28 protein-coding genes are annotated in these 25,056 nt (G+C 70.8%); 15 read left to right on the forward strand and 13 right to left on the reverse strand.

Features of this window, described 5'->3' with window-relative positions:
* Nucleotides 1-160: 160 nt before the first annotated feature.
* From ABZ939_RS22910 to ABZ939_RS22920, 3 genes are all read right to left on the reverse strand, one after another.
* Nucleotides 161-1,207 (reverse strand): lactonase family protein, encoded by a 1,047-nt coding sequence (locus ABZ939_RS22910; RefSeq protein ID WP_361858131.1) that lies wholly within the window; start codon nt 1,205-1,207, stop codon nt 161-163.
* A gap of 168 nt (nt 1,208-1,375) precedes the next feature.
* Nucleotides 1,376-2,878 (reverse strand): FUSC family protein, encoded by a 1,503-nt coding sequence (locus ABZ939_RS22915; RefSeq protein ID WP_361858134.1) that lies wholly within the window; start codon nt 2,876-2,878, stop codon nt 1,376-1,378.
* 270 nt (nt 2,879-3,148) lie between these two features.
* Nucleotides 3,149-3,652 (reverse strand): pyridoxamine 5'-phosphate oxidase family protein, encoded by a 504-nt coding sequence (locus tag ABZ939_RS22920; protein ID WP_361858137.1) that lies wholly within the window; start codon nt 3,650-3,652, stop codon nt 3,149-3,151.
* A 102-nt stretch (nt 3,653-3,754) separates the two neighbouring features.
* Here ABZ939_RS22920 and ABZ939_RS22925 point away from each other — a divergent pair, with 102 nt between their 5' ends.
* Genes ABZ939_RS22925 through ABZ939_RS22935 form a run of 3 tightly spaced genes read left to right on the forward strand, consistent with a single transcriptional unit; the run spans nt 3,755 to nt 5,404 of the window.
* On the forward strand, nt 3,755-4,384 hold the full coding sequence (locus ABZ939_RS22925; RefSeq protein WP_361858140.1) for a nucleotidyltransferase family protein: 630 nt from the start codon (nt 3,755-3,757) through the stop codon (nt 4,382-4,384).
* Nucleotides 4,371-4,625: a hypothetical protein gene (locus ABZ939_RS22930; RefSeq protein WP_361858143.1), complete on the forward strand. Its 255-nt coding sequence runs from the start codon at nt 4,371-4,373 to the stop codon at nt 4,623-4,625. The genes ABZ939_RS22925 and ABZ939_RS22930 overlap by 14 nt, the downstream gene beginning before the upstream one ends.
* The gene (locus tag ABZ939_RS22935) at nt 4,622-5,404 is read left to right on the forward strand and encodes a metallophosphoesterase (protein ID WP_361858146.1); all 783 of its coding nucleotides are present in this window, start codon (nt 4,622-4,624) and stop codon (nt 5,402-5,404) included. Before ABZ939_RS22930 ends, ABZ939_RS22935 begins: the two co-directional genes overlap by 4 nt.
* Before the next feature lie 59 nt (nt 5,405-5,463).
* On the opposite strand, the gene ABZ939_RS22940 is transcribed toward ABZ939_RS22935, so the two are convergent.
* Nucleotides 5,464-6,159: a DUF6766 family protein gene (locus ABZ939_RS22940; protein ID WP_361858149.1), complete on the reverse strand. Its 696-nt coding sequence runs from the start codon at nt 6,157-6,159 to the stop codon at nt 5,464-5,466.
* A gap of 82 nt (nt 6,160-6,241) precedes the next feature.
* Nucleotides 6,242-6,691 (reverse strand): hypothetical protein, encoded by a 450-nt coding sequence (locus ABZ939_RS22945; protein WP_361858152.1) that lies wholly within the window; start codon nt 6,689-6,691, stop codon nt 6,242-6,244.
* Between the two features lie 253 nt (nt 6,692-6,944).
* Here ABZ939_RS22945 and ABZ939_RS22950 point away from each other — a divergent pair, with 253 nt between their 5' ends.
* Nucleotides 6,945-7,835 carry an SDR family oxidoreductase gene (locus ABZ939_RS22950; protein ID WP_361858155.1) on the forward strand — a complete coding sequence of 297 codons (891 nt, stop codon included), beginning with the start codon at nt 6,945-6,947 and terminating at the stop codon, nt 7,833-7,835.
* Between the two features lie 41 nt (nt 7,836-7,876).
* Here the strand turns inward: ABZ939_RS22950 and ABZ939_RS22955 are convergent, their stop codons facing one another.
* Genes ABZ939_RS22955 through ABZ939_RS22965 form a run of 3 tightly spaced genes read right to left on the reverse strand, consistent with a single transcriptional unit; the run spans nt 7,877 to nt 9,795 of the window.
* Nucleotides 7,877-8,122, reverse strand: a complete 246-nt coding sequence (locus ABZ939_RS22955; RefSeq protein ID WP_361858158.1) for a CDGSH iron-sulfur domain-containing protein — start codon at nt 8,120-8,122, stop codon at nt 7,877-7,879.
* A complete protein-coding gene (locus tag ABZ939_RS22960) occupies nt 8,103-8,756 on the reverse strand; it encodes a HemK2/MTQ2 family protein methyltransferase (RefSeq protein ID WP_361858557.1) in 654 nt (217 codons plus the stop codon). Before ABZ939_RS22960 ends, ABZ939_RS22955 begins: the two co-directional genes overlap by 20 nt.
* Before the next feature lie 40 nt (nt 8,757-8,796).
* Nucleotides 8,797-9,795 (reverse strand): iron-containing redox enzyme family protein, encoded by a 999-nt coding sequence (locus ABZ939_RS22965; protein ID WP_361858161.1) that lies wholly within the window; start codon nt 9,793-9,795, stop codon nt 8,797-8,799.
* A 121-nt stretch (nt 9,796-9,916) separates the two neighbouring features.
* Between ABZ939_RS22965 and ABZ939_RS22970 the strand changes: the two genes are divergently transcribed.
* The 3 genes from ABZ939_RS22970 (at nt 9,917) to ABZ939_RS22980 (ending at nt 12,419) form a co-directional block, all read left to right on the forward strand.
* Nucleotides 9,917-11,200, forward strand: a complete 1,284-nt coding sequence (locus ABZ939_RS22970) for a peptide ligase PGM1-related protein (RefSeq protein WP_361858164.1) — start codon at nt 9,917-9,919, stop codon at nt 11,198-11,200.
* 99 nt (nt 11,201-11,299) lie between these two features.
* Nucleotides 11,300-11,860, forward strand: a complete 561-nt coding sequence (locus tag ABZ939_RS22975; protein ID WP_361858167.1) for a hypothetical protein — start codon at nt 11,300-11,302, stop codon at nt 11,858-11,860.
* 19 nt (nt 11,861-11,879) lie between these two features.
* Nucleotides 11,880-12,419: a hypothetical protein gene (locus ABZ939_RS22980; RefSeq protein ID WP_361858170.1), complete on the forward strand. Its 540-nt coding sequence runs from the start codon at nt 11,880-11,882 to the stop codon at nt 12,417-12,419.
* A 6-nt stretch (nt 12,420-12,425) separates the two neighbouring features.
* On the opposite strand, the gene ABZ939_RS22985 is transcribed toward ABZ939_RS22980, so the two are convergent.
* The gene (locus ABZ939_RS22985; protein WP_361858173.1) at nt 12,426-13,970 is read right to left on the reverse strand and encodes a phospholipase D family protein; all 1,545 of its coding nucleotides are present in this window, start codon (nt 13,968-13,970) and stop codon (nt 12,426-12,428) included.
* Between the two features lie 179 nt (nt 13,971-14,149).
* Here ABZ939_RS22985 and ABZ939_RS22990 point away from each other — a divergent pair, with 179 nt between their 5' ends.
* The 5 genes from ABZ939_RS22990 to ABZ939_RS23010 all read left to right on the forward strand — a co-directional run bounded on the left by ABZ939_RS22990 (nt 14,150) and on the right by ABZ939_RS23010 (nt 19,189).
* Complete coding sequence (locus ABZ939_RS22990) at nt 14,150-14,953, forward strand: ribonuclease BN (RefSeq protein ID WP_361858176.1); 804 nt, start codon at nt 14,150-14,152, stop codon at nt 14,951-14,953.
* Nucleotides 14,954-15,106: 153 nt separating this feature from the next.
* Nucleotides 15,107-15,589: an Lrp/AsnC family transcriptional regulator gene (locus ABZ939_RS22995; RefSeq protein WP_361858179.1), complete on the forward strand. Its 483-nt coding sequence runs from the start codon at nt 15,107-15,109 to the stop codon at nt 15,587-15,589.
* Nucleotides 15,590-15,737: 148 nt separating this feature from the next.
* Nucleotides 15,738-16,133 carry a helix-turn-helix transcriptional regulator gene (locus ABZ939_RS23000; protein ID WP_361858182.1) on the forward strand — a complete coding sequence of 132 codons (396 nt, stop codon included), beginning with the start codon at nt 15,738-15,740 and terminating at the stop codon, nt 16,131-16,133.
* Nucleotides 16,134-16,492: 359 nt separating this feature from the next.
* Nucleotides 16,493-18,418 carry an ABC transporter permease gene (locus ABZ939_RS23005; RefSeq protein ID WP_361858185.1) on the forward strand — a complete coding sequence of 642 codons (1,926 nt, stop codon included), beginning with the start codon at nt 16,493-16,495 and terminating at the stop codon, nt 18,416-18,418.
* Between the two features lie 87 nt (nt 18,419-18,505).
* Entirely contained in the window at nt 18,506-19,189 is a 684-nt protein-coding gene (locus ABZ939_RS23010; RefSeq protein WP_361858188.1) for a DinB family protein, read from the forward strand.
* A gap of 332 nt (nt 19,190-19,521) precedes the next feature.
* Here the strand turns inward: ABZ939_RS23010 and ABZ939_RS23015 are convergent, their stop codons facing one another.
* Entirely contained in the window at nt 19,522-21,144 is a 1,623-nt protein-coding gene (locus ABZ939_RS23015; protein WP_361858190.1) for an ISL3 family transposase, read from the reverse strand.
* Between the two features lie 31 nt (nt 21,145-21,175).
* Between ABZ939_RS23015 and ABZ939_RS23020 the strand changes: the two genes are divergently transcribed.
* Nucleotides 21,176-21,307, forward strand: a complete 132-nt coding sequence (locus ABZ939_RS23020) for a hypothetical protein (protein ID WP_361858193.1) — start codon at nt 21,176-21,178, stop codon at nt 21,305-21,307.
* 44 nt (nt 21,308-21,351) lie between these two features.
* On the opposite strand, the gene ABZ939_RS23025 is transcribed toward ABZ939_RS23020, so the two are convergent.
* On the reverse strand, nt 21,352-21,858 hold the full coding sequence (locus ABZ939_RS23025; RefSeq protein ID WP_361858196.1) for a DinB family protein: 507 nt from the start codon (nt 21,856-21,858) through the stop codon (nt 21,352-21,354).
* A 213-nt stretch (nt 21,859-22,071) separates the two neighbouring features.
* Between ABZ939_RS23025 and ABZ939_RS23030 the strand changes: the two genes are divergently transcribed.
* Complete coding sequence (locus ABZ939_RS23030) at nt 22,072-22,524, forward strand: SRPBCC family protein (protein WP_361858199.1); 453 nt, start codon at nt 22,072-22,074, stop codon at nt 22,522-22,524.
* A 33-nt stretch (nt 22,525-22,557) separates the two neighbouring features.
* Here the strand turns inward: ABZ939_RS23030 and ABZ939_RS23035 are convergent, their stop codons facing one another.
* Together ABZ939_RS23035 and ABZ939_RS23040 are read right to left on the reverse strand one after the other, a co-directional pair.
* Nucleotides 22,558-23,385, reverse strand: coding sequence for an HAD-IIA family hydrolase (locus ABZ939_RS23035; protein WP_361858201.1), 828 nt, complete (start codon nt 23,383-23,385; stop codon nt 22,558-22,560).
* A 215-nt stretch (nt 23,386-23,600) separates the two neighbouring features.
* The gene (locus ABZ939_RS23040; protein ID WP_361858560.1) at nt 23,601-24,038 is read right to left on the reverse strand and encodes an Lrp/AsnC family transcriptional regulator; all 438 of its coding nucleotides are present in this window, start codon (nt 24,036-24,038) and stop codon (nt 23,601-23,603) included.
* Nucleotides 24,039-24,135: 97 nt separating this feature from the next.
* Here ABZ939_RS23040 and ABZ939_RS23045 point away from each other — a divergent pair, with 97 nt between their 5' ends.
* On the forward strand, nt 24,136-25,053 hold the full coding sequence (locus ABZ939_RS23045; RefSeq protein WP_361858204.1) for an SMP-30/gluconolactonase/LRE family protein: 918 nt from the start codon (nt 24,136-24,138) through the stop codon (nt 25,051-25,053).
* Nucleotides 25,054-25,056: the final 3 nt, after the last annotated feature.

A 25,056-nucleotide genomic window follows, 5' to 3' on the forward strand; every position in this document is an offset into this window, starting at 1 on the left:
GCTTCCGTTTCCCCGGTAACTCCCTTGAAAATCGCCAGTTATGTCCGATTAATCGTCAATTGTGTATGTCCGGTGCGGGCCCTCCCGTATGCGTCGTACCCGTGTGGACCCCCGTGTCCGACTCCTTCGGACCGACTCCTGTGGACCGCCTCCCGCGGACTCAGCCGAAGACCACGCAGGAGGCGGCCGGGGCGTCGATCGCGCCCGCGGGACGCGGGATGCCGCTCTCCGCGTCGATGTCGAACCAGGTCACGTCGCCGGAGCGTTCGTTGGCCACGTACAGCCGCCGCCCCGAGGGGTCGAGGGCCAGGTCGCGCGGCCAGTGCCCGCCGCAGGGCACGGTGGCGACGAGGGCGGCCTTCTCGCCGTCCGGGTCGAGGGCGAGGACGGCGATGCTGTCGTCGCCGCGTACGGCGGCCCACAGGAAGCGGCCGTCGGGGGCGACGACCACCTCGGAGGGGTAGCTCGGTCCCGAGGCGCCCTCGGGGCGCACGGACGTCTCCGCGAGGGGTTCGAGGACGCCGGCCGTCGCGTCCCAGCGGCAGACGGTGAGGGTGGGCTCCAGCTCGTTCAGGACGTAGGCGTGGGTCCCGGCCGGGTGAAAGGCGAGGTGGCGCGGTCCCGTACCGGGGCGCAGGGCGGTCTCCCCGTGCGGGCGCAGCGTCCCGGAGCCGGGGTCGAGGGCGTAGATCCGTACGGAGTCGGTGCCGAGGTCCACCGCGGTCACCCAGGGCCCGCCGGGCGCGGGCAGGACCTGGTGGGCGCGCGGGTCGCTCTGGCGGTCGGCGACCGGTCCGGAGCCTTCGTGCCGAGCGCCGCCGGTGGCCGGGCCGGGCGCGCCGTCCGGGCCGACGGGCAGGACGGTGACACTGCCGGAGCCGTAGTTGGCCGTAAGGACGTGACCCTGGGCCAAGGCGAGGTGGGTGGGTCCGGCGCCGTGTACGGCCACGGGAGCGGCGATCGGCCGGGGCACGGCTCCGCTCACGTCGAAGGCGGCCACGGCGCCCTCCTCGACCTCGGAGACGGCGTACAGCACCGTGCCCGCGAGGGCGAGGAACGAGGGTTCCGCGAGCGCGGCGGTCGCGCCGGTGACGGTCAGCGCGCCGCTGGACGCGTCCACGTCGGCGGCGAGGACGCCGCGCCCGCCTGCCGAGGTGAACGATCCGATGAAGGCCCGTACGGGTCCCCGCGCTGCTGTGCCGTCCATGCCGTCTCCCCTCTCCGCCGGACGGTCACGACCGACCGCCCGCGTCGTCGGAGCCGACGTTAGCAGGCGGTCTAGACCAACTTGGATCAAGCGGCGGACGGGATCCGTTCCTGGCGGCCGCGGGGACGTGCGGGGCGAGAGGCCCCGGCGGCCGGAGGCGCCGCCGGATCAGGAGTTGACGAGCGGCGAGCGCGGGGACGTCCTCAGGGGCTCGCCCAGTTCGGCGAGCGCCCTCTCCAGCCCCTGAACGTGGACCAGCGCGGGCGCGCCGGTGGGCGGGGCCGTACTCGCCGCGGCAGCCCCCTCGCGTGTTTTCATCCAGTCACTGGTGGGGGCGGTCAGGGCTTCGACCGCGGCCTCGACGCGCCAGCAGGCGGCGGCGAGCCGGGCGTCGTGGCCGGCGTCCGGGTCCGAGGCCACGGAGACGAGCCCGCGCACCTCGTGGGCGCACTCGTCGAGCAGGGCGAGCACCCGGCGGGCACGCGCCTTGCGTGCGCGGTACGGGCTCAGCGGGTGGACCAGAGGCGCCAGGGACAGCCGCACCCGCCCGAGCAGCACCTCCAGCTCTTGGGCGTGCGGCGTGGGGTCCGCGTCCGCGGCGCCGGCCAGACGCGCGGCGGCCGCGGACGTGCACGCGTGGACGCAGCGCAGTACCCGCTCGATCCACGCGTGGTTCGTCGCGTGGGTGGTCACGGGCAGGACGACGACGACGGCGAGCGCGGCACACACCGCACCCACGGCCGTCTCGGCCAGACGGAGTACCAGCAGCTGCGCGTCCAGGACGCCCAGCAGGCCGTAGAGCAGGCCGGCCATCACGGTCACCGCCAGCATCATCCAGCTGTACGAGACGGGGGCGGTGTAGAAGATCCCGAAGACGCACAGGGCGACCAGCACGGCTGTCGGCGCCGGCGCCCCATGCAGGGGGACGGCGACCAGCAGGCCAACGACGATCCCGATGACCGTCCCGAGCACTCGACGGAAGCCCCGGACCAGGGTCTCGCCGCGGGACGTCGTGTTGACGAAGATCCACCAGGCGGTGCCGACCGCCCAGTACCAGCGGTCGTCCGAGATGAACTGCCCGACGGCGAGCGCGACCGCGCACGCGGCAGCCGCCTGGAACGCCTGCCGGGTGGTGGGCCGGGCCCATCCCGTGCCGGGCAGCCCGGCCGGCGCGGCGGGAGGGGGCGAGTAGCGCTCGATGGGCCACAGGACGAAGCGCACCAGGCCGGCGGCGCCCAGAGCGAGGCCGACGGCGGCGTACAGCTCCGGCAGCTGCTCCGGGACGGCGTGCAGGAACTGCGTGATGAAGAAGTTCATGAACGCGAAGATCCCGAGCGCGTGTCCGCGCGGGCCCCAGCGGCGTGCGTAGACCCCGCAGAAGACGACAGCGATGAAAGCCGCGTCTCGGGCGAGGTTGAGGCCATGGAGGGTGGTCGCGAGGGCGAGGACCGGGAATCCGGCCACCGGCAGCAGAGCCGTGGTCACGCGCTGGGCGCGCACGCTCGCGTCCGTGACCGTGAAGAGGGCCAGCAGGGCCGCGAGGCCGCCGGTGATCGAGGCGGTGAGCGAGAGCCCGCAGAGCTCGGCCACGGCGACGGCGAGCCCGACGCCGACAACGGCGCGCAGCGAGTTCCTGAGCCTCAGGCGCCCCGGATCCGGAGCAACGAACATCCTCTTCACGGCGGTGTGCCGCCCCCCTTACGTGGTGCGCGCCGGCCGCTCACCGCCGGGGTGGGGGCGGGATCTCGCGGGCACGGCGAAGGCGCCGCGGTCCGGATCCGGCCTCGTTGCCGTCCGGCGCTGCGCGGCGCCGCTTGTACGTGGATACAGCAAGAGAACCATCAAGGGACGCTGTGGCTCAACAGAACCCCGCGTGACTGGGCCATTGGCCCAACCGATTGCCCGCGAATGGACCAGGACGGGGCCAACGGACCATCCTGGCTACCTGTCGGGAAATCGCCACCGCGTCGGTGCCCGCATGTCCGACTCCCAGCCGAAGACCAGCCGCGGCCGGACCCTGAAGACGGGCCCGGCAGCCCCGGAGCCGTCGGTCATCCCTTCGTCGGTCGCGGCGATGTCCCAGTCGTACTTCGGGTTGTACGCGGCCACGAACCGGGCCAGAGCGGCCGCTCCCGCGAACGCCGTCGCTCTGCCCTCGACGATCACCGGCCGGTCCCCGTCGTCCAGATGCACCGTGATCTCCGGATTGCGGGGCAGATTGAGGCGGGCGACGGACCCGGTGCTGAACCAGAGGCCGTCCTCCAGCCAGACGCCCCAGACGGGACGCGTATGCGGTCGGCCGTCGGCGCGGGTGGTGGCGATCCAGTAGGTCCGGGCCGCGGTCAGCCGCTCGACCGCCCACGTCCACGGCAGCAGCTCCCCCGGGGGCATCTGCGCGCCGAACATGATCGGCGCCTCGGGCACGGGAGCGGGCAGGGCCTCCATGAACCCACCGTACGACTGAGCTTCGCCGAGGCCCGTGTCCCCGGCCGGTGACTGGGTACACGCCCTTTCCGCCACTGACGACGGCTGGACGGAGAAACCGCGATGAAAACATTCCGGGGCGCACAGGCCGAGCCACGGATGGTCGACGACCTCCCGCCGGATCACACACAGGCGATCCTGGAGGTGACGAAGGAGGTCGGTTCGCTCCTCAAGGCTTCCGGTCTTCCCTTCGCGCTCGTCGGCAGCGTCGCGGTCTACGCGCACGGGATCCCGATCGCGCTCCAGCACGACACGGACTTCGCCGTCCGCCGGGAGGACGCGGAAGCAGTCGTGCAGCAGCTGGGCGAGCAGGGGATCGAGGTCCTCGAGCCGCCAGAGGACTGGCTCGTCAAGGCCCGTTCGCAGGGCGAGCAGATCGACTTCATCTTCGACCTGGCGAACCGACCGGTCACCTCCGAGCTGCTCGACCGTGCCTGGGCCCTTCCGGTGGACTCCGTCCACATGCCCGTACTCGCCCCCACGGACCTGCTCGCCAGCCTGCTGGCGGCGCTCTCGGAGCACCATTGCGACTTCAGCCCCCTCCTCCCGGTCGCCCGCGGGCTACGGGAACGGGTCGACTGGGATCTGCTGCGCGAGCAGCACGGGAGCGAGCCCATGCCGGACGCCTTCCTGTTCCTGTTGGAGCGGCTCGAGGTCATCCCTCGGAGGGACGGAACCCATGACAAGCCGTGACGACAGCGAATACCGGATCGCCCATCTCCGTGACGTTCTCGCGCGCGAGGAGATGGCGGAGCTGGGCGTACGCATCGAGATGCGGGGCGGCGCGGTGCTGCTGGCCGGCACCGTGGCGACGGCGACCCGTCGGGAGGAGATCCTCCGGCTCGCGGAAGCGGAGCTGCGAGGACTGCCGGTGCTCGCGGACCTCGCCGTCGCGAGCACCGATCCCGCCGATCGTTCCGAGGAGCTGCCGTGACGTCCCCTGCCGAGACAACCGGGACCGCCGGGGTCGTCAGGGTGGCGGCGGTCGGCGACATCCACCTGGGGCCGGACTGTCATGGTCTCCTGCGGCCCTCGTTCGCGACCCTTCCGCACTGCGCCGACCTGCTCCTGCTCGCCGGCGATCTGACCCGTCACGGGACGGTGGAGGAGGCGGAGGTGGTCGCGGACGAGGTCCGCGACCTCGGCGTACCGGTGATCGCCGTACTCGGCAATCACGACTACCACTCCGATCAGCAGGACGCGGTCACCAGGACGCTCACGGACGGGGGCGTGACCGTCCTCGAAGGTGCCGCCACCGTGCTGAGCGTGGCGGGGACTCGCGTGGGGATCGCCGGCACCAAGGGCTTCTGCGGCGGTTTCGCCGGACGCAGCGCCGGTGAGTTCGGCGAGAAGGAGATGAAGGACTTCGTCCGCACGACCCGGCGCAGCGCCGCCGGTCTGCGCCGCGCGCTGACGGATCTCACTGCCGACGGCTGCGGCATCAGAATCGCCCTCACCCACTTCTCCCCCGTGCCGGACACCCTCGCGGGTGAGCCGCCGGAGATCTTCCCCTTCCTGGGCAGCTACCTCCTCGCGGAGGCCATGGACGAGGTGGGAGCGGACCTGGCCGTGCACGGCCACGCCCACGCGGGGACGGAGCACGGCATGACGGCCGGAGGGATACGCGTACGCAACGTGGCCCAGCCGGTGATCGGGAAGGCCTTCGCCCTCTACCATCTGCCGAGCGACGGCGGGCGTCACACAGCGTCGTGACGCCCGAGCTGCCGAACGCCCGGCGGCCCGGACACCCGTCGGCCCGGCGCCCTCCGACGTCAGCCTTCGACGCCGGTGGCGGTGTGGCTGGCTCCGACAGGCTTGGATTCCGGCGAGCCTCGCTGGCGGAGGTAGACGGAGCGAATGGCCATGGCGGCCACCGCCAGGAGTTCCGACTGCCAGTTCTGCAGAGACCTGTTCCAGAAATCGGCCGAGGCCAGATACGACGTCCAGCTGATCGGAGCCTGCAGCTGACGCAGCCGCAGTTCGTTGAATGCGGCCACGCCCGTGATGGATTGCGCCAGCCAGGAGAGCAGGAACAGACAGGCCATGGCCAGACCGAGGGACCGCGAATAGACGGCCTGCCGCCAGTCCTTGGTACCGGCCCAGCGGGGCGATTCCGGTCGTGCGTGGTCACCCACGCGCTGCTCGCGGTCGCTTTCCGGCCCGGACTTGTGCATCGGCTTGGACTCCGGTGAGCCGCGTTGGAGGAGGTAGACGGTGCCGAAGACGTAGAGGAAGAACTGCAGGAACTCCGACTGCCAGTTCTCGGTGACGTCGACGGCGAAATCCGAGGACATCAGGTAGTCGCCGAGCCCGATCTGCTGCAGCCCCTCGACGGCGAGCTGTTCGTTGTACTCGGCCCGGCCGGCGACCGCCTGGGCGGCGAGGACGACGACGAAGGCGATGCCGAATCCGAGGGTGAGGCTGTTGTCTCGCCAGAAGTTGGCCCTTCGGACGGGCTCGGTGTTCACCGGTGCATCAGTCCGATCGCGGTGAAGTAGGCGAGGCTCCCCAGCATGAGCAGCACAAAGGCCGAGAACATGGTTCTGATGCTCAGGCTCCCTTCAGTGCGCAGCGGTACGGCTCGTCACCGGGCTCCGGCACGCATCCGGCGGCGGTGACCTTCCAACCGCCGTCGAACTGGGAGAGGAACAGGATGTCCTCGCCCATGTGGAGCAGTGCCTGCCGGCCGTAGACGTCGACGCCGTGAACGCGTCCGCCCCGCGGCAGGTCCTGGGACCCCAGCGCCTCCCCGCAGGGCTTCTTCTCGCTCTCCTCGAGCTGCTCACGGCTCTCCACGGCCAGAAGTCCGCAGGCGGTGGCGTAGTCGCCGGTGGCAAGCGCCTCCTCGAATTCCCGGCCCGCCCGGGAAGCCCCGTCCTGACGTGCCGCCGGCGCACCGCACCCGGACAGCACCACCATCGCCGTCGCGCCCCCGAGCAGCTGCGGCCCCACGGTCTTCCCGAACCGCCTGAAGAGCTTGCCGACCGTCTTCCGATCCAACGGGGTTCCTCAGTCTCGCGTGTACGTGATGGTGCCCGGATCAAGGGACACCACCCTCTTATGCCCGTGTGCGATTCCGAGTCGCGGCCGCAAGGCCGAATGGCCGCACACTTCGTCCCTTCGGACGCGTTCCGCGGCCACTCACCGTGGCCCCGTTCGGCGGCGCACGTTTTGCCGGGTTCCCCCGGTCGTCGCAAGGTGAAGACGCCGCTCGGCCACTGACTCAGAACCCCGGAGAGGTCGGGAAGCCACCATGGCAGGACAGGAACACGAAGGGCGCGACCCGGTCACGGCTCACCCGCGACCGGACTTCCCCGATCAGCACCAGGAGCATCCGGGGTGGACGGGACCGATGGACCCGCCCCCGGATCACGGTGAAACGTCCTACACGGGGCATGAGCTTCTGGCGGGGCGGATCGCCGTGGTCACGGGCGGCGACTCCGGCATCGGCCGAGCGGTCGTTCTCGCGTACGCGCGCGAAGGCGCGGACGTGGTGTTCACCCATCTTCCGGAGGAAGCCGACGAGGCCCGGGAGACGTCCCGGCTCGTGACGGATGCCGGCCGCAGGGCCGTGGCGATCGCGTGTGACATTCGCGAGGAACAGCAGTGCGGCGCTCTGATCGAGCGCGCCGTGAGCGAATTCGGGCGCATCGACATTCTGGTCAACAACGCCGCCTATCAGATGTCGCAGCCGGACGGCATCGCCGCCATCGACACGGAACAGTTCGACCGGGTCATGAAGACGAATCTGTACGGCATGTTCTGGTTGTCGAAGTTGGCGCTGCCGCACATTCCGAAGGGCGGCAGCATCATCAACAGCGCTTCTGTTCAGGCCTACAAGCCGAGCCCTCATCTTCTCGACTACGCCATGACGAAGGCCGCGATCGTGAACTTCACCCAGGGGCTGGCCCAGATGGTCGCCATGGACGGCGTACGCGTCAACGCGGTGGCACCGGGCCCGGTCTGGACGCCGCTGATCCCGGCGACCATGCCGGACACCGTCGAATTCGGGAAGCAGTCACCGCTCGGCCGGCCGGCCCAGCCCGCGGAGATGGCCCCGGCCTACGTCTTCCTCGCGACCGACCAGGCCAGTTACATCACGGGCGAGATCGTCAACGCCACCGGCGGCACACCGCTGCCGTAGGGGCGTCTCGCCGGACCGGTGTGACGCCCGGACGCCCGAGTTCAGGAGTCGGGGTCCGAGGCCCCCTCCTCGGTTCCCCGAGTGCCCGGCCGTGTTCTTCGCCGGTGGCTGGTGTCGCACCAGGGGTAGCGCCGGCTGCGGCGGCAGGTGCAGAGCGCGACGCAGAACCGGTCCGAGGTCACGACGGTGCCGTCCTCCAGGGCGACTTCCACGGGACCTTCGACGAGCATCGGCCCGTCGGCCTGGACGGTGATGCGACGCACGGCGTCAGCGGGTTCGTTCGGCACGGATGACCACCAGCTCCTCCGACTCGTCGCGCGGGTGTACAAATCCTTCGCGGCACAACCACGATTGCCTGGACCTGAGTACGGGACCGAATCGCACCGCCGCCCGCTCGAGGGTCTCGGCCCTCAGGCCGGCCGCCCGCAGGCCCGCGAGCGTGGGGGTCTCGCCGCTCAGCGCGGAGTGCACGAGGAGGAACACGCCACCGGGCCGGAGAAGTCGAGGAACCTCCCGGCAGATGCGGTCGAGGATCAGCCGACCGTCACGCCCGGCCTCCCAGGACCGCGCGGGCCCCCGGCGAGGCGGAGCGTCGAACGGGCCGGGGACATAGGGAGGGTTGCTCACGACGAGGTCGAACGTCCCTCCGCTGACCGGCGCCGTCAGGTCCCCGCGCAGAACCCGGATCCGCCTTCGTGCGAGCCGTGCGTTGAGCCGGGCGGTCCAGACGGCCGTACGAGAGATGTCCACGGCCGTGACCTCGGCGCCGCGCAGGGCCGCGGCCACGGCGAGAGCTCCGGATCCCGTACCGACGTCGAGGACCCGTGCCCCCGGTGGCAGCACCTCGCGATGCAGTGCCCCCGCCAACAGGGCCGTGTCGTCTTGCGGGGAGTAGACACCCGGCAGCGCGATGAGTTTCATGGGCATCCCGACGATCGTATGCGGCGGCGCATCACTCTTCTCACCGACCGACCACGTTGAGTGACGACCGCTCGTCCTGCCACGCGCCCAGGAGGTGCGCGGCGAGGCGGTCCTCCAGGTGAACCGTGGCGTCGACGCCGAACGCGATGTCGGCCTCCAGGTGCGGCTCCTCCTCGAGCAGCCCCCCGACGACCTCGCGCCGGACGACCTGCTCGTGTACGGCGTCGGCCTCGACGTGCTCGGTGTAGAAGAACTCCGCCGCACGGCCGGCTCCCGTGCGCCGCATGGCCGCGGCGAGCCGCGCGGACCCGGGCGACGAGGTGATCTCCACCGTGGCGAAGTGGCCCACGAGGCAGCCGCGCAGGGCACGGTGCAGCCCGAACAGCGACATGAGGTTGACGACGGCCAGCATCGGCGCCGGTGCCGCGTCGACATGCCGGCCGTAGGCCGTGTCCAGGCCCAGATCCGTCATGAGTGCGGCGAACAGCCTCGCGTGGACGCGTTCGGCCCGGCCCCCGCCGTATTCGTCGAACTCCACCGCCGCCATCCCTGCCTTGGCACGGCCCCAGAGCCTGGGTAGCACCCAGGCGTGCGGATCCGCCTCCTTCAGGTGGTAGAGCGAGCGCAGGGTCGCGTACTCCCGCAGCTGCCACAGCTCGCCCTGGTCCCTCAGGAAGTGCGAAACGCCGCTTCCGTTCAGCGGCTCCACCAACAGGTCTCCGAGGGCGTCGGCCACCGTCGTGTGGCGGAAGGCGTCGGCACGGAGGGCGCCGAGGAAGCGGTCCTCCAGCTCCCGTCGCAGTCCGAGCAGCTCCGGATCCCATTCGGAACGGGGATCGACTCCCGCGAAACCCCGGTAGTGCAGCTCGTAGCAGACGTACAGGGCAAGGTGAAGATCGTCTCCGTAGGGATCCGCGTCCACCGTCGGCAGCGCGGGAACGGGTGATCGGGTGGCGAGGCGGTCGATGACGGCCGCCGAGATGGGCCCCCGCTCACGCGGCAGCGGGGGTCCCTGGCGGTCGAGCACTGTGTCACGCATGTCCTACGTGTACCCCGTCGCCCCACGCGTACCGGAGTGGATCGTGTCCGGAACGGATGGCGACCCGGACGGATGGCGTCCCGGACGTGCGGTCCCGCTCGCAGGGCCCAAGCATGGGGGCATGGAACAGCCCCGGGGACCGCTGATCGTCTACGCGAACTTCTTCTCCGACGTCGCGGTGGACCTCTCGGCGCACCAGGTGCTGCTCGCCTGGGCTCGGCAGGCCCGCCGCAAGATCTGGCTGATGCGGCCGGGCGACGTACTGCTGACGCCTGTGCCGCTCAGCCCGGAGTTCACGCGCTACGCCTGCGACCTCCTCGGTGTCCCGGCCCCCACCCTCACCGTGATCACCGTCCCCGTCACAGCCGGTGTGCCCATGGCGGAGTCCCTCGACCGGGCGGGCCTCACGGACACGGTCCGCGCGCTGGGCGCCGAGCGCCCCGGCGCCCGGCTCCTCCCCCTCGCCCTGGACAGCTCCACCGTCGAGCTCGCCGCCCGCCTGGGCCTGCCGGTGGCTCCCTACGGGCCGGAGGGCGTGCCGCCGTGGGCCGTGGAAGCGGTCTACCGGCTCAACACGAAGAAGGGGTTCCGCGCCGCTGCCGCCGAGCTGGGGATCCGGACGGCGCCCGGGTGCGTCTGCGACGCACAGGAGCTCGTCAGGACCGTCTCCACGATGCTGCACCGGTACGGAGAGGTGGTGGTGAAACCGGATCGTTCCGCAGGCGGACACGGTCTGAGGTTCGTCTCCGGCGCGCACTCCGACTGGGCGGCATCCCTCGCGTCGCCCGGGGCCCACCCGAAGGGCGACTGGGTGGTCGAGCAACGGCTCCCGGACGCCCGCTCGGTCAGTGTCCAGATGGAGGCCCTCCCCAGCGGCCCCCGCGCCCTGTTCACCGGGGAAATGCACACGGTGGCAGGCTCGTACGCCGGTTACGTGTCACCCCTGGACCGAGCCACCGACATCGCCGCCCAGGAGCTGCACCACTGGGGGGCGGCGCTCGGTCGGTACTTGTCGGCGCACGGGTACGCGGGACCGTACGGGATCGACGCGCTGTTGGCCTCGGACGGCACCCTGTACGCCACGGAGAGCAATGTGCGCCGCACCGCCACCACGACACCCCACGCGATGGTGGACCGCCTCTGCGCCCGCGCAGGCGTCACCCCCTCCGCGTGGCTCCTGGGCAGGCGCAGATCACGCCTGCCCCTCACCTTCGCGGACGCGCTGCATCTGGTGCAGGCGGAGGGCCTGGCGTGGACACCGGACCGCGGGGAAGGGGTGGTGCTCTTCGCGGACTCCCCCGACGACGAACGCTCCTGGCAGTACGCCGTCATCGGCGCCGACGCAGGCAGCACGGCGAAGATGCAGGCGGCCCTCGCGGGCGTGATGCGGTTCGAGAGCGAGTGACGCCCGGTCGCCGTCCCTGGGCGGGTCGTTTCGGATGGGGTCGTGGGGGCAGCAGCGCGGCTGAAGGCGTATCCGAAACCGACCGAGGGGGCCGCCCCGATGTCAACTGGGACGCTATTGGCCATCATCATCCCCGCCGTGGTGGTGATCGCTCTGATCGCGGTGGCCACGATTGTGGCGATGCGGCGGCGAGGCCGTCTGCGCGAACGTTTCGGCCCCGAGTACGAGCGGACCGTCGAGGACGCCGGCAGCCGCAGGGCGGCCGAGCAGGACCTCACCGAGCGCGAGAGGCGCCATGACTCGCTCGATCTGCAGCCTCTGACGAGCAGCGAACGAGACAGGTACGCGCACGAGTGGACCGGCGTTCAGGAGGAGTTCGTCGATCACCCGGCGGAAGCCGTGCACGACGCCGACCGACTCGTGACGTCCCTCATGCGGGCCCGCGGCTACCCCACCGAGGACTTCGACCAGCAGGTACGGGACCTCTCCGTCGAGCACGGCCGCACCCTGGAGCACTACCGGGCCGCTCACGAGGTCAACTCGCTGAGCACCCGTCGCCAGGCGACCACCGAGCAGTTGCGAGGGGCCATGGTGCACTACCGGGCCCTGTTCGACGAGCTGCTCGCCGACGGACACCAGTCCGGACCGGCTCGGACATGAGTGGAGCACAGGGAGCGTCATGCCTCACAACGACATACCGGATCGGGCCACCGGCAGCGATCTGACGACCGAGGACATAGCCCGCTCACGCGACCTGGAGCCCGAGGGCGGGCGCGACGCGGGGCCACCCGTCTACCCGGGTGAAGCGACGCGCACCTCCGACGAGAGGCCGCTCCGGACGGAGGAGGGAACCGACACCCCGGCGGACCAGGTCACCACGGAAAGGGATCGTGGCACCCGGGACGAACGCGCGACCGGCAGCGGGACCGGTGGCGAAATCGACGGCGACGAGCAGGAATTGCTGTCCGTGCGGGACGTGGACGCCTACCGATCCCGCTGGCACCAGATCCAGAACGATTTCGTGGACGACCCGGAACAGGCCGTCCAGGCGGCCGACGGCCTGGTCGCGGACGTCATGCGGACCCTTGCCGAGAACTTCGCCGACCACAAGAAGGCGTTGGAAGGCCAGTGGAACCAGGGCGAGGGAGTCGACACCGAGAGCCTGCGCATGGCCCTGCGGCAGTACCGGTCGTTCTTCAACCGGCTCTTGACGAAGTGACGTTCGTCAGAAGGCATGGCGGCGCCGCAGTCTCAGCGGGCGGCCGTCCGGGTCGACCAGAACGTGGTGGAGAGGGGTCGCGAGGACCCGCTGCGTCCGGGGCAGCTCCGGGGGAACGTACCGGCGCAGCCGGCCTGCCGGACGGGGACCACGGCGGCCGCCCGCGTGCCATGCGTCCAGCGCGGCGGCCGCCTCCTCGAAGGCGCCGAAGGCGACCGCCGGGTCGCACAGCGCGTCCGGCGTCCATCGAGCCGCTGCGTGTGGGGCGTCCAGGTGTTCGCCCATGAGCTTCAGACGTAGCTCTCGGGCGAACGTACGCGCGCCGTCGCCGAGTCCTCCGGGGTCGTGCGGCTGCCGCGGGTCCCGGCTCTCGTCGAGCACGGCGCAGCTGAGTTCGGAATCGTGGGTCCACGAGCGGAGGTTGATGTTGTCGGAGCCGACGGAGGCCCACACGTCGTCGATCACGCACACCTTGGCGTGCACGTACACCGGGGTTCCGGCGTGATTCTCCACTCCGTACACCGCGACCCGGTCCCCGCCGGCGCGGCGCAGCGCTTCCAGGGCGGTGATCCGCCCGATCAGGTTCATGGGAAGCGTGAGCCGGCCGTCCTGCTCCGGGACGGAAGGGATGACGCCGACCAGCATCAGTCCGGGGTGTCGGGTCAACGCCTGGGCGAAGCAGGCCACCACGCGCGGCGACCACAGGTACTGGTCCTCGATGTAGATCAGCGCCCGGGCCCGGCGCAGCGCCTTGAGGTATCCCCGGGCGATGCTGCGCTCTCCGTCGGGCGCGAACGGGTAGCCGCGCAGCAGCCGGTTCGGATAGGTGCGCAGCAACTGCACCGTGTGTGTACCGCATGAAGCGGGATCGGCGGCCTGCGACGGCAGGCCGCCCGCGTCGGTGTCCTCCCGGTGCATCAGCTCACGCAGGCGGGTGAGCGGGCTGCGGCTGAGCGGAGAGGGGTCGTCCCACCGTTCACGGAAGACGGCCTCCACGTCGCCCACGACCGGCCCGCGAAGGGCGAGCTGGACGTCGTGCCACGGGGGGTGCGGCCCGTAGGCGGAGGCCATGGGCAGCGACTGGCGGTCGCCCCCGTGGGTGGCGTCGTCGTTGCGGTTGTGGCAGAGGTCGATTCCTCCGACGTACGCCACATCCAGTTCCGGTCGGCCGGGGTGACGCAGCACCACCATCTTCTGGTGGTGCGACCCGCCGGGCCGCACCCGCATGTCGAGCAGGCACTCGCCGCCCGCCTCCTCGATCTCCTCGCCGAGGTGGCGGTTCTCCTCCTCGCTGAAGTGGAGGCTGTCCAGGTGGGAGCGCCAGAGCAGCCCCTTGACGATGACGCCGCGGCGGGCCGCGCGGCACAGGACCGTACCGATCTCCGTGCCGTGTCCGTCCAGCCGTTCGTCGGGATCACCGCGCCAGTCGGTGAAGAGGAGCAGGTCGCCGGCGCGCATCGCGGAGATGGAGGCCAACAGCTCAGTGAAGTACGTGGTGCCGTGCACCAGGGGCTGTGCGTGGTTCCCCGCCGACCAAGCCGCACCGTCCACGCGGCGCTTGTCCAGCCGCGTCGCGGGATTGCCACGTTCGCCGCTTGCCAGAAGCCAGTCTGCGTGGTCCACGAATTCAGCCCTCCACGTGTACTCCTACCCGTCGGGCGCCCTCTCATCCGGCACCGAGCCGGGGGCGGTCCTACCGTGGAAACACCAGTAGATCCCTGGAGCGCGTCATGTGGTCTCCGTTCGGGCGGACAGGCAGCGTGATCCGCCGCCTGCGGGCCGGACACCGGTGGGGATGGGTCAGCGATCTCGAGCTGTGGCAGCGTTCGCTGGGGTTCGGAGCCCTCGGGTTCCTCACGCTGGTACCGCTGCTGATCGTGGTGTCGGCGGCGGACACCGCGGGCGGGCGGGGATTCGCGGAGTGGCTGGGGGACGGGCTGGGCGTATCGGCGGGCGCCAGGCAGGAGATCGAGCAGTTGTTCGCTCTGCCGGGCCAGGTGTGGCGAACCACCACGGCATTCGGCCTCGCGCTGCTCGCCGTGTTCGGTCTCTCGTTCGCGACGGTGGTACAGAGCGGCTACGAGAAGGTCTGGAATCTGCCGCCGGCCCGCTGGTGGGCCCGATGGCGGCACGTGCTGTGGCTCGCCGTTCTCATCGGGGTGCTCTATCTGTTCGCGATCACCTCCCTGTGGCACCAGAACCCGGGGCGTGGGTTCGTCACCGTACTCGGCGGCACGCTGTTCTTCTGGTGGTCGCAGCGGCTGCTGCTCGGCGGTCGGGTCACATGGCTGGCCCTGCTTCCCGGGGCGGTGGCCACGATCGTCGGACTGCTCGGACTGAGGATCTTCTCCCGCCTCGTCTTCTCCCCCTTGATCGCCTCCAGCGCCGTCACCTACGGCCCGTTCGGAGCGTTCCTCGTCATCCAGACGTGGCTCGTCGCCGTGGGCGTGGTCGTGTTCGGCGGCGCGCTGACAGGCCGGCTGATCGACGATGCGCTGCCCCGCACGGCGAGTGCGCTGAAAAGGCGAAAGTGAGGCCGCGTCACCGGGGGCGTCGTCGTGGACGGGCGAGATGGGACCCGATCGTTCTCGCGCGTACCCTGAATCACGGCCGGTAGTGGGTGGTCACGGTGCTGGTTTCGCGGTGCCCTGCTGCACGGTCGCGGGCCGGAAGGAGGACGACAGGCCATGGCGGTGGACGAGCTCGACACGCGCATCCTGCGGCTGCTCATCGAGCAGCCACGCACCAGCGTGCGCGAGTACGCGCGGATTCTCGGCGTGGCCCGAGGCACGGTGCAGGCCCGTATCGACCGGCTGGAGCGGGACGGGGTCATCACGGCCACCGGTCCGGTCCTCTCCCCCGCGGCACTCGGTCATCCGGTGCTCGCGTTCGTGCACATCGAGGTCACTCAGGGGCATCTGGACGAGGTCGGCGACGCGCTCGCCGCCGTGCCGGAGATCGTCGAGGCGTTCTCGATCACGGGCGGCGGGGATCTGCTGACCCGGGTGGTGGCCCGGGACAACGGTCATCTGGAGGATGTGATCCAGCGGCTGATCCAGCTGCCGGGCGTGGTCCGCACCCGTACGGAGATGGCGCTGCGCGAGCGGGTTCCGCACCGGCTGCTGCCTCTGGTCGAGTCGGTGGGGCGGGCCTCGGTCCGTACCGGTTGATCCCGGCGTTCGCCGGGGCCGGCCGGGTGCCCTCCTGGAGGCGGCGGACGGCTTCGCCTTGGAACTTCCTCCAACGAGGGCAGCAGATGCTACGAGAATCGCGGTCCTCGATTGCAGATAAGAGGTTGCACGACCTAATGTGACGCACATGCAGTCCTACACCATCGGGCAGGCGGCGCGTCTGCTGGGCGTCAGCCCCGACACCGCGCGCCGCTGGGCGGACGCCGGCCGGGTCGCGACCCATCGCGACGAAGGCGGCCGCCGTCTGATCGACGGCCGCGATCTGGCGGCGTTCTCCGCCGAGATCGCCCAGGCGGGTCAGGGCGACGAGGAGGTCTCGTACACCTCGGCCCGCAACGCCTTCCCCGGCATCGTCACCGCGATCAAGCTCGGCGACATCGCGGCCCAGGTCGAGATCCAGGCGGGCCCGCACCGGCTCGTGTCGCTGCTCACCCGCGAGGCCGTGGAAGAGCTGGGCCTGGAAGTCGGCATGCAGGCCACCGCCCGTGTGAAGTCGACCAGCGTGCACATCGACCGCGTCTGAGGCGCGACCCGCATCGCACCGGCCGACCCGGCGCACGGCTCACCGGCGTCGTCCGCCATGGACGCGGTGCCCGGCCGTCCGCCCGTACGGCACCCGCCGACCACGCGGACGGGGAGTCGGGATCCTGGACGCCCCAGGACGCGATCGCCGCGTACGCGGCCACCACGCCGAAGAGCTCGGAGAACGCCGAGGCGGCAGCCGCGTTCATGGCCCGGCTGTCCACGCCAGAGGCGCGGAAGATCCACCGGGACGCCGGCTGCCGACAGCCGTGGCCCCGGAACGCGGGGTGTGGGGGCTGTCCGATCCGGGGGGACGGGCAGCACCCACACCCCACCCACCTCCCGACCCCAGGAACAGCGATGACACGTCCTCCCGGTCGCGCGACCGGCCCGCGCACGCCGATCGCCCTCGCGATCCCGGCCCTGCTCGCCATCGCGTTCCTGCTGCTGCCGCTGGCCGGCATCCTCGTCCGGACCGAGTGGGGCGAGCTCGGCAGCCATCTGACGCGCCCGGGCACCGTCCAGGCGCTCGAGCTGTCGCTGATCGTGTCGTTCTGGGCGCTGGGCCTCTCGCTGCTGCTCGGGGTGCCGCTGGCCTGGCTGCTGGCCCGTGTGCCGTTCCGGGGCAAGGCACTCGTACGCTCCCTCGTGCTGCTGCCGATGGTGCTCCCGCCCACCGTGGGCGGCGTGGCGCTGCTCCTCGCGTTCGGGCGCCGCGGGCTGCTCGGGCCCTGGCTGGAGTCCACGTTCGGCATCACGTTGCCCTTCCACACCTCGGGCGCGGTGCTCGCCGCGACCTTCGTCGCGATGCCGTTCCTGGTGATCAGCCTGGAAGGCGCGCTGGGCGGGCTGCGGCCGCGGTACGAGGAGACGGCGGCCTCGCTCGGTGCCTCGCCGGTACGGGTCTTCTTCACCGTCACCCTGCCGATGGTCGCGCCCGGGCTGATCGCCGGGGCCGCCCTCACCTGGGCGCGGGCGCTCGGGGAGTTCGGCGCCACCATCACCTTCGCCGGGAACCTGCCCGGCACCACCCAGACGCTGCCGCTCCAGGTGTATCTGCTGCTGCAGGAGGAGCCGGAGGCGGCGACCTCGGTCTCGCTGTTGCTGCTCGCCATCGCGATGGCGGTGCTGATCGCGCTGCGCGGCCGGTGGACGGGTGGCGTGCCGGCGCCCCGGCGGGCCGTCGCGGCGCCCGACGTCGAGGAGCCCGCACCGCCGGTGGAGGCCGCCCCCGCCGTACGGACCGAGGAGCGGTGGGCGCTGCATGCCGAGGTGACCGGCTTCGACCGGCTCACCCTGGACGCGGAGCCCGGCACCACGATCGCCGTCGTCGGGCCCAACGGAGCGGGCAAGACCACCCTGTTGCGCGCCCTGCTCGGTCTGACCCCCCGGGCCCACGCGGAGCTCCGGCTCGGCGAGACCGACGTCACCTCGCTTCCCCCGCACCGGCGCCACGTCGCCTGGGTCCCCCAGGACGGGGCCCTCTTCCCGCACATGTCCGCGCTGGCCAATACGGCGTACGGGCTGACGGCCCGCGGCGTCCCGCGTGCCGAGGCCCGGCGCACCGCGCGGCTCTGGCTGGACCGTCTCGGCGTCGGCCCGCTCGCCCACCGCCGGCCCACCCAGCTCTCCGGTGGTCAGGCCCAGCGGGTGGCCCTGGCCCGGGCGCTCGCCGCCCGCCCCCGGCTGCTGCTCCTCGACGAGCCGCTCGCCGCTCTCGACCAGACCACCCGCGCCCATGTGCGCCACACCCTGCGGTCCCACCTCGCCGGCTTCGGCGGTGTCTGCCTGATCGTCACCCACGACCCGGTCGAGGCCGTCTCGCTCGCCGACCGGGTCCTCGTCCTCGAGGACGGGCGCACACTCCAGGACGACGCCCCGGCCGAGGTCGCGCGGCACCCCCGCTCCCCGTGGGTGGCCCGGATGCTCGGGCGCAACGCCTGGCCCGGCACGGCCACCGCCGACGGTCTCGCACTCACCGACGGCGGCACCCTGGTGGCCGCCGACCCGCTGTCGCCCGGCACGGACGCGCTCGCGATCATCGCGCCGGAGGCCGTCTCCGTCCACCGCGAGAAGCCGGGTGGCAGCCCCCGTAACGTCTGGCCCGGCACGGTGCGGGAGATCACGACGAGCGGCAGCCGGCTGCGCGTGCTGATCACCTCGGAGCAGGTGCCGCCCCTCGTCGCCGAGATCACCCCGCAGGCGGCGGCCGAACTCGGCCTGGCGGACGGCGTGTCCGTCTGGTCCGGCGTCAAGGCGACCGAGGTGACCGTCGTTCCCCGCTGACGCCGGACGGCGAGGAAATCCGGGCGCCGTGCGGCGGGGCCGTGTGGCAGCGTACGCATGCCCTGCCCCCGCACCCTGGAGCCTGCGATGTCCTTGCCGCCCCGACTGATCCCGCTGCTCGACCAGTTCGACTTCGCGCGGCTCCGGCTACGGCAGCGCATGGCGGGGCCGTTCGTGGACAGCGGCAACGGTACGGACGTCGGGGTCGAGGCGCTCACCGACGAGGAGTACCTCTGGGAGCCGGTGCCGGGCTGCTGGTCGGTCCGCCGCCGCGTCGACGGTCCGGGCCCGCAGGCGACCGTCCTGACGGGCGTGGGCGATTGGGGCCGCGACGCCACCCCGCCTCCGCACCCCGCTCCGCCGCCGTTCACCACCATCGCCTGGCGGCTGAGTCACCTGAGCGAGCTCATGACGCTCCGTGCGGACCACACCAACGGCAGCCACAGCCTGACCCGTGACGACTATCGGAGCAGTGGTGACGCGGCCTCGGCGATCGAGGCCTTCGACGCCGGGGCGGCCGCCTGGCGGGAGGCCCTGCTCGCGGCCGACGACAAGGCGCTCGACACGGTGGGGCACAGCACGTACCCGCACGGCAGCGACCCGGAGGATCCCTTTCTGGACATCGTCTGGTGGGTCAACCAGGAAGGTTCAGGCACGGATTCCGTGAAGGTGACCAAGAGTCGGTTACGTTCTGTGGTTGGTCGGAGATTTACTCGGGTCGCTGCGCTGGGCAGAGCTCTGTGCGCGAGAATGTTCGACATGACGACTTGAAGAGCACCGGCCGGGCGACAGCATTGGCGAAAGGTCGGGAGCTGGGACACGATTCCCGACGGTGATCGACGCGTCTGCGCCGACTGCGGAACGCCCGTCAGTTCCTACCAGTACCGTTTCCATCCACCCGAGTCCTCGATGTTCGAGCGGTGTATCGGGCTCGCCTGGTGTTCCACTTGCCGGATCTACTCCGGCAACATGGTGGAGGTCCCGCAGAAGCGAGTCCTGGTCGACCTCCTCGCATCTCTTCCTCCTGAGCAGCGAGAACGGCTTCTACGTTCGGAGACACGACTCATCGCGTACCTGGACCGCCAGGCCCGAGGAGCCAGAAGTTAGGGTCGGCGGCTGGCCGCGACCAGGAGGAGCCGCTTGCGCAGCAGTGGAAGTTTCGCTCTGCCGAACATGCTGCGCTTGAGGGCTTTGAGATCGTTGACGCGGCCCTCGACGGGTCCGGAGGACCATTCGGTGCTCATACCGAAGACGACGGCGTCGAGGTCGGTGATCAGCCCGGCGGCGAAGGAGGCCAGCCCGCACTGCTGATCGGCACAGACATCGGCGATCCATCCGCGCAGCCGTTCTCCTTCACGGTTGGTCATGATGCTCGCGAACGTCCGGACGTGGGTGATGGCGGCCGTGAGCTCGGGCGAACGGGCCAGCAGCGTCTTGAGCCGCAGCTGGTCGTCGTCGCGCAGGTGGTCGGGGTGGCTCATGATCCAGCGGGTGGCTTCGCGGGGCGAGGGAGGCCGGGCCATCGGCGGACGGTTGGCTGCGGGTCGGCGTCCGGGACGCAGTGGGTGGACGTAGTCGCGCAGGGTGCTGTATGCGCAGCAGGCCCCGCGTTCTTGCAGCTCGCGGTGGAGGCTCGCCAGGTTCGTGCAGCCCTCGGCGATGCGTTGCTCCAGGTAGGGCCGGTAGCGGTCGAGTTTGCTGGTCCGGTCTTGCCACTGGCCGTGCAGCATCGCCTCCGGGCTGGCCGCGCGGGCGTACTTGCGCACCGTGTTGCGGCCCAGTCCGAGCCGGCGGGCGACTTCGCGCAGGCTCAGGCCTTGCTCGACCTGGGCGTGGACCGCGGCGTGGGTGTCGCGGAGCCGGTCGAGGAACTTCCCCGCGGGGTAGGGCTCGGATGGCTCCTGGCCGATGGAGGTCGGCACAGGTTCGGGTTCGGGTTCGGGCGAAGGCTCCGGCTCGACGAGGTCGCGGAGGAGAACGCGGTGGTGGGAGACCAGGCGTTCGACGGCTTTGCCGAGGTTGTGCCAGACATGCCACTTGTCTGCACAGTGCTGGGCCTGCGGGGCGCCGGTACGGGCGCCTTCGGCGAAGAACGCCGCGCGGTCGCGGCAGACGATCTCGACGCCAGGGTGCTCGCGCAGCCATGCGGCCAGGGTCTCGGCCTCCCGGTCGGGCAGCAGGTCCAGGGGCTGGTGGGTCTCGCAGTCGATCAGGATCGTGCCGTACCGGCGGCCCTTCCTGGTCGCGAACTCGTCCACTCCGAGCACCCGCGGCACCGCCCAGTTCGGCTCCGGCAGCGCCATCACCACTCGAAGTACGGTCATCCGGCTGACCGCGATGCCCAGCACCAGCCCCAGCCGGACCACGGCACGAGCGGCCAGGACGACACCAAGAGCACCGACTATGCGCTGCAGAAAGGGCGTTCGCCGGCCGTAGCGGCTGGTCAGTCCCTCGACCTGTTCGGCGAAGGTCACTCTCGCGCAGCCGCTGTTGTCGCAGAACAGGCGGCGCACCGACAACTCTATGAGTACCGGCCGAGTGCCGACCGGCGCATCGGCGATCCTGCGTCCGTAGCGGCTGTGTACCCGCATCGACGATGCCCCGCACCCCGGACACGCGGCCGCCGTCCCGCCCTTTGTGCTCGCCGCGACCCGCAGCACGCCGCTCTCCACCACCACACGTTCCACCAGCACCGTTACCAGGTGCGGGAACACCAACTCCGGCAAGGTCTCACACGACCGAAGGATGATGCCCAGGATGACGGAGCGTCACCGGCGCACGGCAGCACGATCCACTTCACGGAATCCGTGCCTGAACCACCAGGAACTGCTGCACCACGGCGCCGAGATCGCGCTGCTACGGGACCTCCACCGGGCCCGCACCGCCTAGGACTTGTCCGGTCCTCGCCACGAAACCGACCGTCCGGGCACGTCCTAGTCGCCGGTCGTGCCGTCGAGCATCTCGCGCAGGATGTCCAGGTGGCCGTTGTGGCGGGCCGTCTCCTCGGTGAGGTGAAGGAGGATCCAGCGCAGGTCGACGTGGAGTCCGTTGCGGACGGCCCGCTTGGCCTGGTCGTCCAGGCCGCTCCCGGCAACCAGTTCGCGGTAGCGGGCGCTCTGTTCGGCGTATTCGTCGAGCAACTGCGCGAGTGGGAAGTCGACGGCGATACGCATCTCGCGGTCGGGGTCGTCCTCGGTCCAGGGGCCCTGGTCTTCCTCGCCGAGGAAGACCACCTGGAACCAGTAGTACTCGACCCAGCGGAGGTGGTTGATCACTCCGCTCATGGTCATGAGCGGTGAGCCCGGCAGGAGCGCCTTGCGAGCGTTCTCTGCGGAGACGCCCTCGCACTTGGCGCGGGCGGTGTCACGCGTGTAGTCGAGAAACGTGGTGAGCTGAGTGCGCTCGTCCCATGCGGGCGGCGTGTCGTCGATTCTGGTCATCGCGCGAAGCCTCCCCGATCACCGCGACCGATGTCGAGGCATTTATCGACGCGCCCTCGGCGCTGGACGGGCGTGCCGCTCCTCGCTTCGGCTCGATGGCGACGATCCCCCAGTCATGGGATCATTTGTATGAAGCGACAACAGGCCCGACGAAGCGAATCGAAGCAATTCGAAGCCAATCGCAGCCAATCGAAGCAATTCAAAGAGGGCGAAATGTCTGCCATCAAGGAATCCATCGACATTTCCCGCAGCCCCGCGGAGGTCTTCTCCTACGTGACGGACCCGACCCATCTGCCCGACTGGCAGGAGAGCGCCGTCTCGGTCCGCCTCCTGAGCGACGCCCCCATCCGCGTCGGCTCGAAGGTCGCCGTGACGCGGCGGATGGGGCGCCGGGAGATGACCACGACGATGCAGGTCATCGACCTTGATCCGCCGAGGAGTTGGCACATCCACGGCATCGACGGCCCGGTGCGCGGCGACGTCCAGGGCAGGATCGAGCCGATCGACAACGGCGAGCACTCACGGCTCACGCTCTCGGTCGACTTCGAGAGCCACGGCATCGGCAAGGTGCTCGTCCCCCTCGTCGTCCGTCCGTTCGTGCGCAAGGAGATGCCCGAGAGCGAGCAGACCCTCAAGGGCATCCTGGAGGCCGGCGCCGCCCGGTGAGGGAGGGTCGGGCACACCGACCCGCGGAGACGATCAGCCGTCGCCCGTCCGGACGAGATCGGGCAGATCCGGGAGGTCGGCGAAGGAGTCCAGCACGTGGTCCGGTTCGCCGTCGGCGGCCGCATGGGTCTCGGGCAGGTACTTGCCGGTCCGCACCAGCACGCCGGTGATGCCGCAGCGCTGGGCCGCGAGGACGTCGGACTCGATGTCGTCACCTACCATGAGCGTCTCTCCTGCGGGGACGCCGAGGTGCGCGAGGGCGGTGGCGAAGAAGCCGGCGGAGGGTTTGCCGGTGATCTCCGCCTCGACGCGAGCCGCCTGTTCCAGACCCAGGAGGTAGGCCCCGGTGTCGAGGTCCAGCCCGTCGGCGGTGCGCCAGTACAGATTGCGGTGCATGGCGACGAGCCGCGCACCGTCGAGGACATGACGGAAGGCGCGGTTGAGAGAGGCGTAGTCGAACGCGTCTCCCGCCCCTCCGAGGACGACCACGTCGGGCGCCGCACCGGCCTCGGCGCCCTCGCCGTCGTCGCCGCCCTCCTCGAGGAGTGTCAGACCGCTGAAGTCGTCGCGGACGTCCCCGGTGTTGATCAGCAGGCAGCGCGCACCCGGGTAGTGCTCCCTCAGGTGGGCCGCGGTGGCGGCGGGCGCGGTGAGGATGTCGTCCACCCCGACGGGAAAGCCCTCCCCGGCCAGTCGCTCGGCGACGGAGGCGCGGGTGCGCGAGGTGGTGTTGGTGACGAGCGCGAAGGGGACGTCCTGGGCGCGCAGCCGCTCCATGGCGGCCACGGCACCGGGCAGTGCCTTCCAGGAGACCGTGAGCACGCCGTCGATGTCGATCAGGGCCGCTCGGATACGTGACATGGGGAGAAGCCTCCACACATGCAGTCCCCGGTAGTCCATCTCCGCACTCGGACTTCTCAGCCGTCGCTGAAAGCCCTGAGATCCGGGAGGAGCTGCCGGGGGCCTGGCCAGAGCCAGCGAGTGGGTCACGCGAGTCGGCGAACGTCTTCACCGACGGGTGCGGCTCGCTCTGGTTTTCTGGTGTATTAGGGATTTTCCTCCTTATTTCGCCTCCGTCAAGAGGGCGAGACGGGTCTTTCGAAGAAGGTTTCCAGCGACACCGTCGCCTGGGTGCCACTCACGCCCTCGATCGCGTACAGCCGCCGCAGCACGTCCTGGAGCCGGGCCGTGGTGGCGGTGCGCACCTTGACGAGGACGGAGGCGCTGCCCGCGATGACGTGCGCCTCCTGGATCTCCGGGATGGCGGCGAAGGCCTCGGCCGAATCCCCCATCCAGGCCGAGGAGTCCACCATGACGAAGGCGAGCACGCCCTGGCCGAGCGCGGCCGGATCGACGTCCACCGTCGTACGGCGGATCACGCCGCGCTCGCGCAGTTTGCGCACACGCTCGTGCGCGGCCCCGGCCGACAGACCGACCGCCTTGCCCAGCGCCGCGTAGGCCTGCGTCGCGTCCCTCTGCAGCTCCGCGATCAGCATCCGGTCGACGCCGTCCAGGATTCCCTCCACCATGTCCATGCCGGAACCATACCTCGTCCTGTCATACTCACATCGATCCGAATATCATTCAGACAACAGGGAACAGGGGTGGGTCATGTCCGGCGAGCTGGTCGACGGTCTGTACGAGGTTCTGGACGAGCGCTTCCGCACCGGACGGTGCGCGAACGGCGACATCCGCCTCGAACGGCTTCACTCCGACTGCCGCTGGGCCGAGGGCCCGCTCTATCTGCCCGCCTGGCGGCAGCTGATCTGGAGCGACATCCCCAACGACCGGCTGCTCCGCTGGGACGAGACGACGGGCGCGATCGGCGTCTTCCGCTCCCCCGCGGGACACGTCAACGGCAACACCCTCGACCGCGAGGGCCGGCTGATCAGCTGCGAGCAGGGCAACCGCCGGGTCACCAGGACCGGGCACGACGGCCGGGTCACCGTCCTGGCAGACCGCTTCGAGGGCAGCCGGTTCAACAGTCCGAACGACGCCGTCGTGCGCTCCGACGGCTCGGTCTGGTTCACCGATCCCGACTTCGGCATCACGAGCGACTACGAGGGTCACCGCGCCGAGAGCGAGATCGGCAGCTGCGACGCGTACCGGATCGACCCGGTGACGGGCGGGGTCCGCCGGGTCGCCGACGGCTTCGGCGGCCCGAACGGAATCGTCTTCTCCCCCGACGAGCGGCAGATGTACGTCGCCGACACCCGCGCCCGCCACATCCGCGTCTTCGACGTCCACGAGGACGGCACGCTCTCCGACGGCAAGGTCTTCGCGGAGCGCGCAGACGGCGGCTTCGACAACATCCGCTTCGACGACCAAGGGCGGCTGTGGGCGGCCGCGCTGCACGACGGCGTGCACTGCTACGACCCGGACGGCACCCTCATCGGGCGACTGCGCGTGCCCGAACCCGTCTCCAACATCGCCTTCGGCGGGCCGAAGAACAACCGTCTGTTCATCACGGCCACGACCTCGCTCTACTCGCTCGTGATGAGCGTGACGGGTCTCCCCCGGGTGCGCTGAGGC

Source organism: Streptomyces sp. NPDC046712 (genome assembly GCF_040645695.1).
In the GTDB taxonomy this organism is placed as follows: domain Bacteria; phylum Actinomycetota; class Actinomycetes; order Streptomycetales; family Streptomycetaceae; genus Streptomyces.

Excerpts from the sequence above, each read along its gene's own strand:
- ABZ939_RS22910 (WP_361858131.1), bottom strand. The coding sequence starts at position 1,207 with ATGGACGGCACAGCAGCGCGGGGACCCGTACGGGCCTTCATCGGATCG.
- ABZ939_RS22915 (WP_361858134.1), bottom strand. The coding sequence starts at position 2,878 with ATGTTCGTTGCTCCGGATCCGGGGCGCCTGAGGCTCAGGAACTCGCTG.
- ABZ939_RS22920 (WP_361858137.1), bottom strand. The coding sequence starts at position 3,652 with ATGGAGGCCCTGCCCGCTCCCGTGCCCGAGGCGCCGATCATGTTCGGC.
- ABZ939_RS22925 (WP_361858140.1), top strand. The coding sequence starts at position 3,755 with ATGAAAACATTCCGGGGCGCACAGGCCGAGCCACGGATGGTCGACGAC.
- ABZ939_RS22930 (WP_361858143.1), top strand. The coding sequence starts at position 4,371 with ATGACAAGCCGTGACGACAGCGAATACCGGATCGCCCATCTCCGTGAC.
- ABZ939_RS22950 (WP_361858155.1), top strand. The coding sequence starts at position 6,945 with ATGGCAGGACAGGAACACGAAGGGCGCGACCCGGTCACGGCTCACCCG.
- ABZ939_RS22960 (WP_361858557.1), bottom strand. The coding sequence starts at position 8,756 with ATGAAACTCATCGCGCTGCCGGGTGTCTACTCCCCGCAAGACGACACG.
- ABZ939_RS22965 (WP_361858161.1), bottom strand. The coding sequence starts at position 9,795 with ATGCGTGACACAGTGCTCGACCGCCAGGGACCCCCGCTGCCGCGTGAG.
- ABZ939_RS22970 (WP_361858164.1), top strand. The coding sequence starts at position 9,917 with ATGGAACAGCCCCGGGGACCGCTGATCGTCTACGCGAACTTCTTCTCC.
- ABZ939_RS22975 (WP_361858167.1), top strand. The coding sequence starts at position 11,300 with ATGTCAACTGGGACGCTATTGGCCATCATCATCCCCGCCGTGGTGGTG.
- ABZ939_RS22980 (WP_361858170.1), top strand. The coding sequence starts at position 11,880 with ATGCCTCACAACGACATACCGGATCGGGCCACCGGCAGCGATCTGACG.
- ABZ939_RS22990 (WP_361858176.1), top strand. The coding sequence starts at position 14,150 with ATGTGGTCTCCGTTCGGGCGGACAGGCAGCGTGATCCGCCGCCTGCGG.
- ABZ939_RS22995 (WP_361858179.1), top strand. The coding sequence starts at position 15,107 with ATGGCGGTGGACGAGCTCGACACGCGCATCCTGCGGCTGCTCATCGAG.
- ABZ939_RS23000 (WP_361858182.1), top strand. The coding sequence starts at position 15,738 with ATGCAGTCCTACACCATCGGGCAGGCGGCGCGTCTGCTGGGCGTCAGC.
- ABZ939_RS23005 (WP_361858185.1), top strand. The coding sequence starts at position 16,493 with ATGACACGTCCTCCCGGTCGCGCGACCGGCCCGCGCACGCCGATCGCC.
- ABZ939_RS23010 (WP_361858188.1), top strand. The coding sequence starts at position 18,506 with ATGTCCTTGCCGCCCCGACTGATCCCGCTGCTCGACCAGTTCGACTTC.
- ABZ939_RS23020 (WP_361858193.1), top strand. The coding sequence starts at position 21,176 with ATGACGGAGCGTCACCGGCGCACGGCAGCACGATCCACTTCACGGAAT.
- ABZ939_RS23025 (WP_361858196.1), bottom strand. The coding sequence starts at position 21,858 with ATGACCAGAATCGACGACACGCCGCCCGCATGGGACGAGCGCACTCAG.
- ABZ939_RS23030 (WP_361858199.1), top strand. The coding sequence starts at position 22,072 with ATGTCTGCCATCAAGGAATCCATCGACATTTCCCGCAGCCCCGCGGAG.
- ABZ939_RS23035 (WP_361858201.1), bottom strand. The coding sequence starts at position 23,385 with ATGTCACGTATCCGAGCGGCCCTGATCGACATCGACGGCGTGCTCACG.
- ABZ939_RS23045 (WP_361858204.1), top strand. The coding sequence starts at position 24,136 with ATGTCCGGCGAGCTGGTCGACGGTCTGTACGAGGTTCTGGACGAGCGC.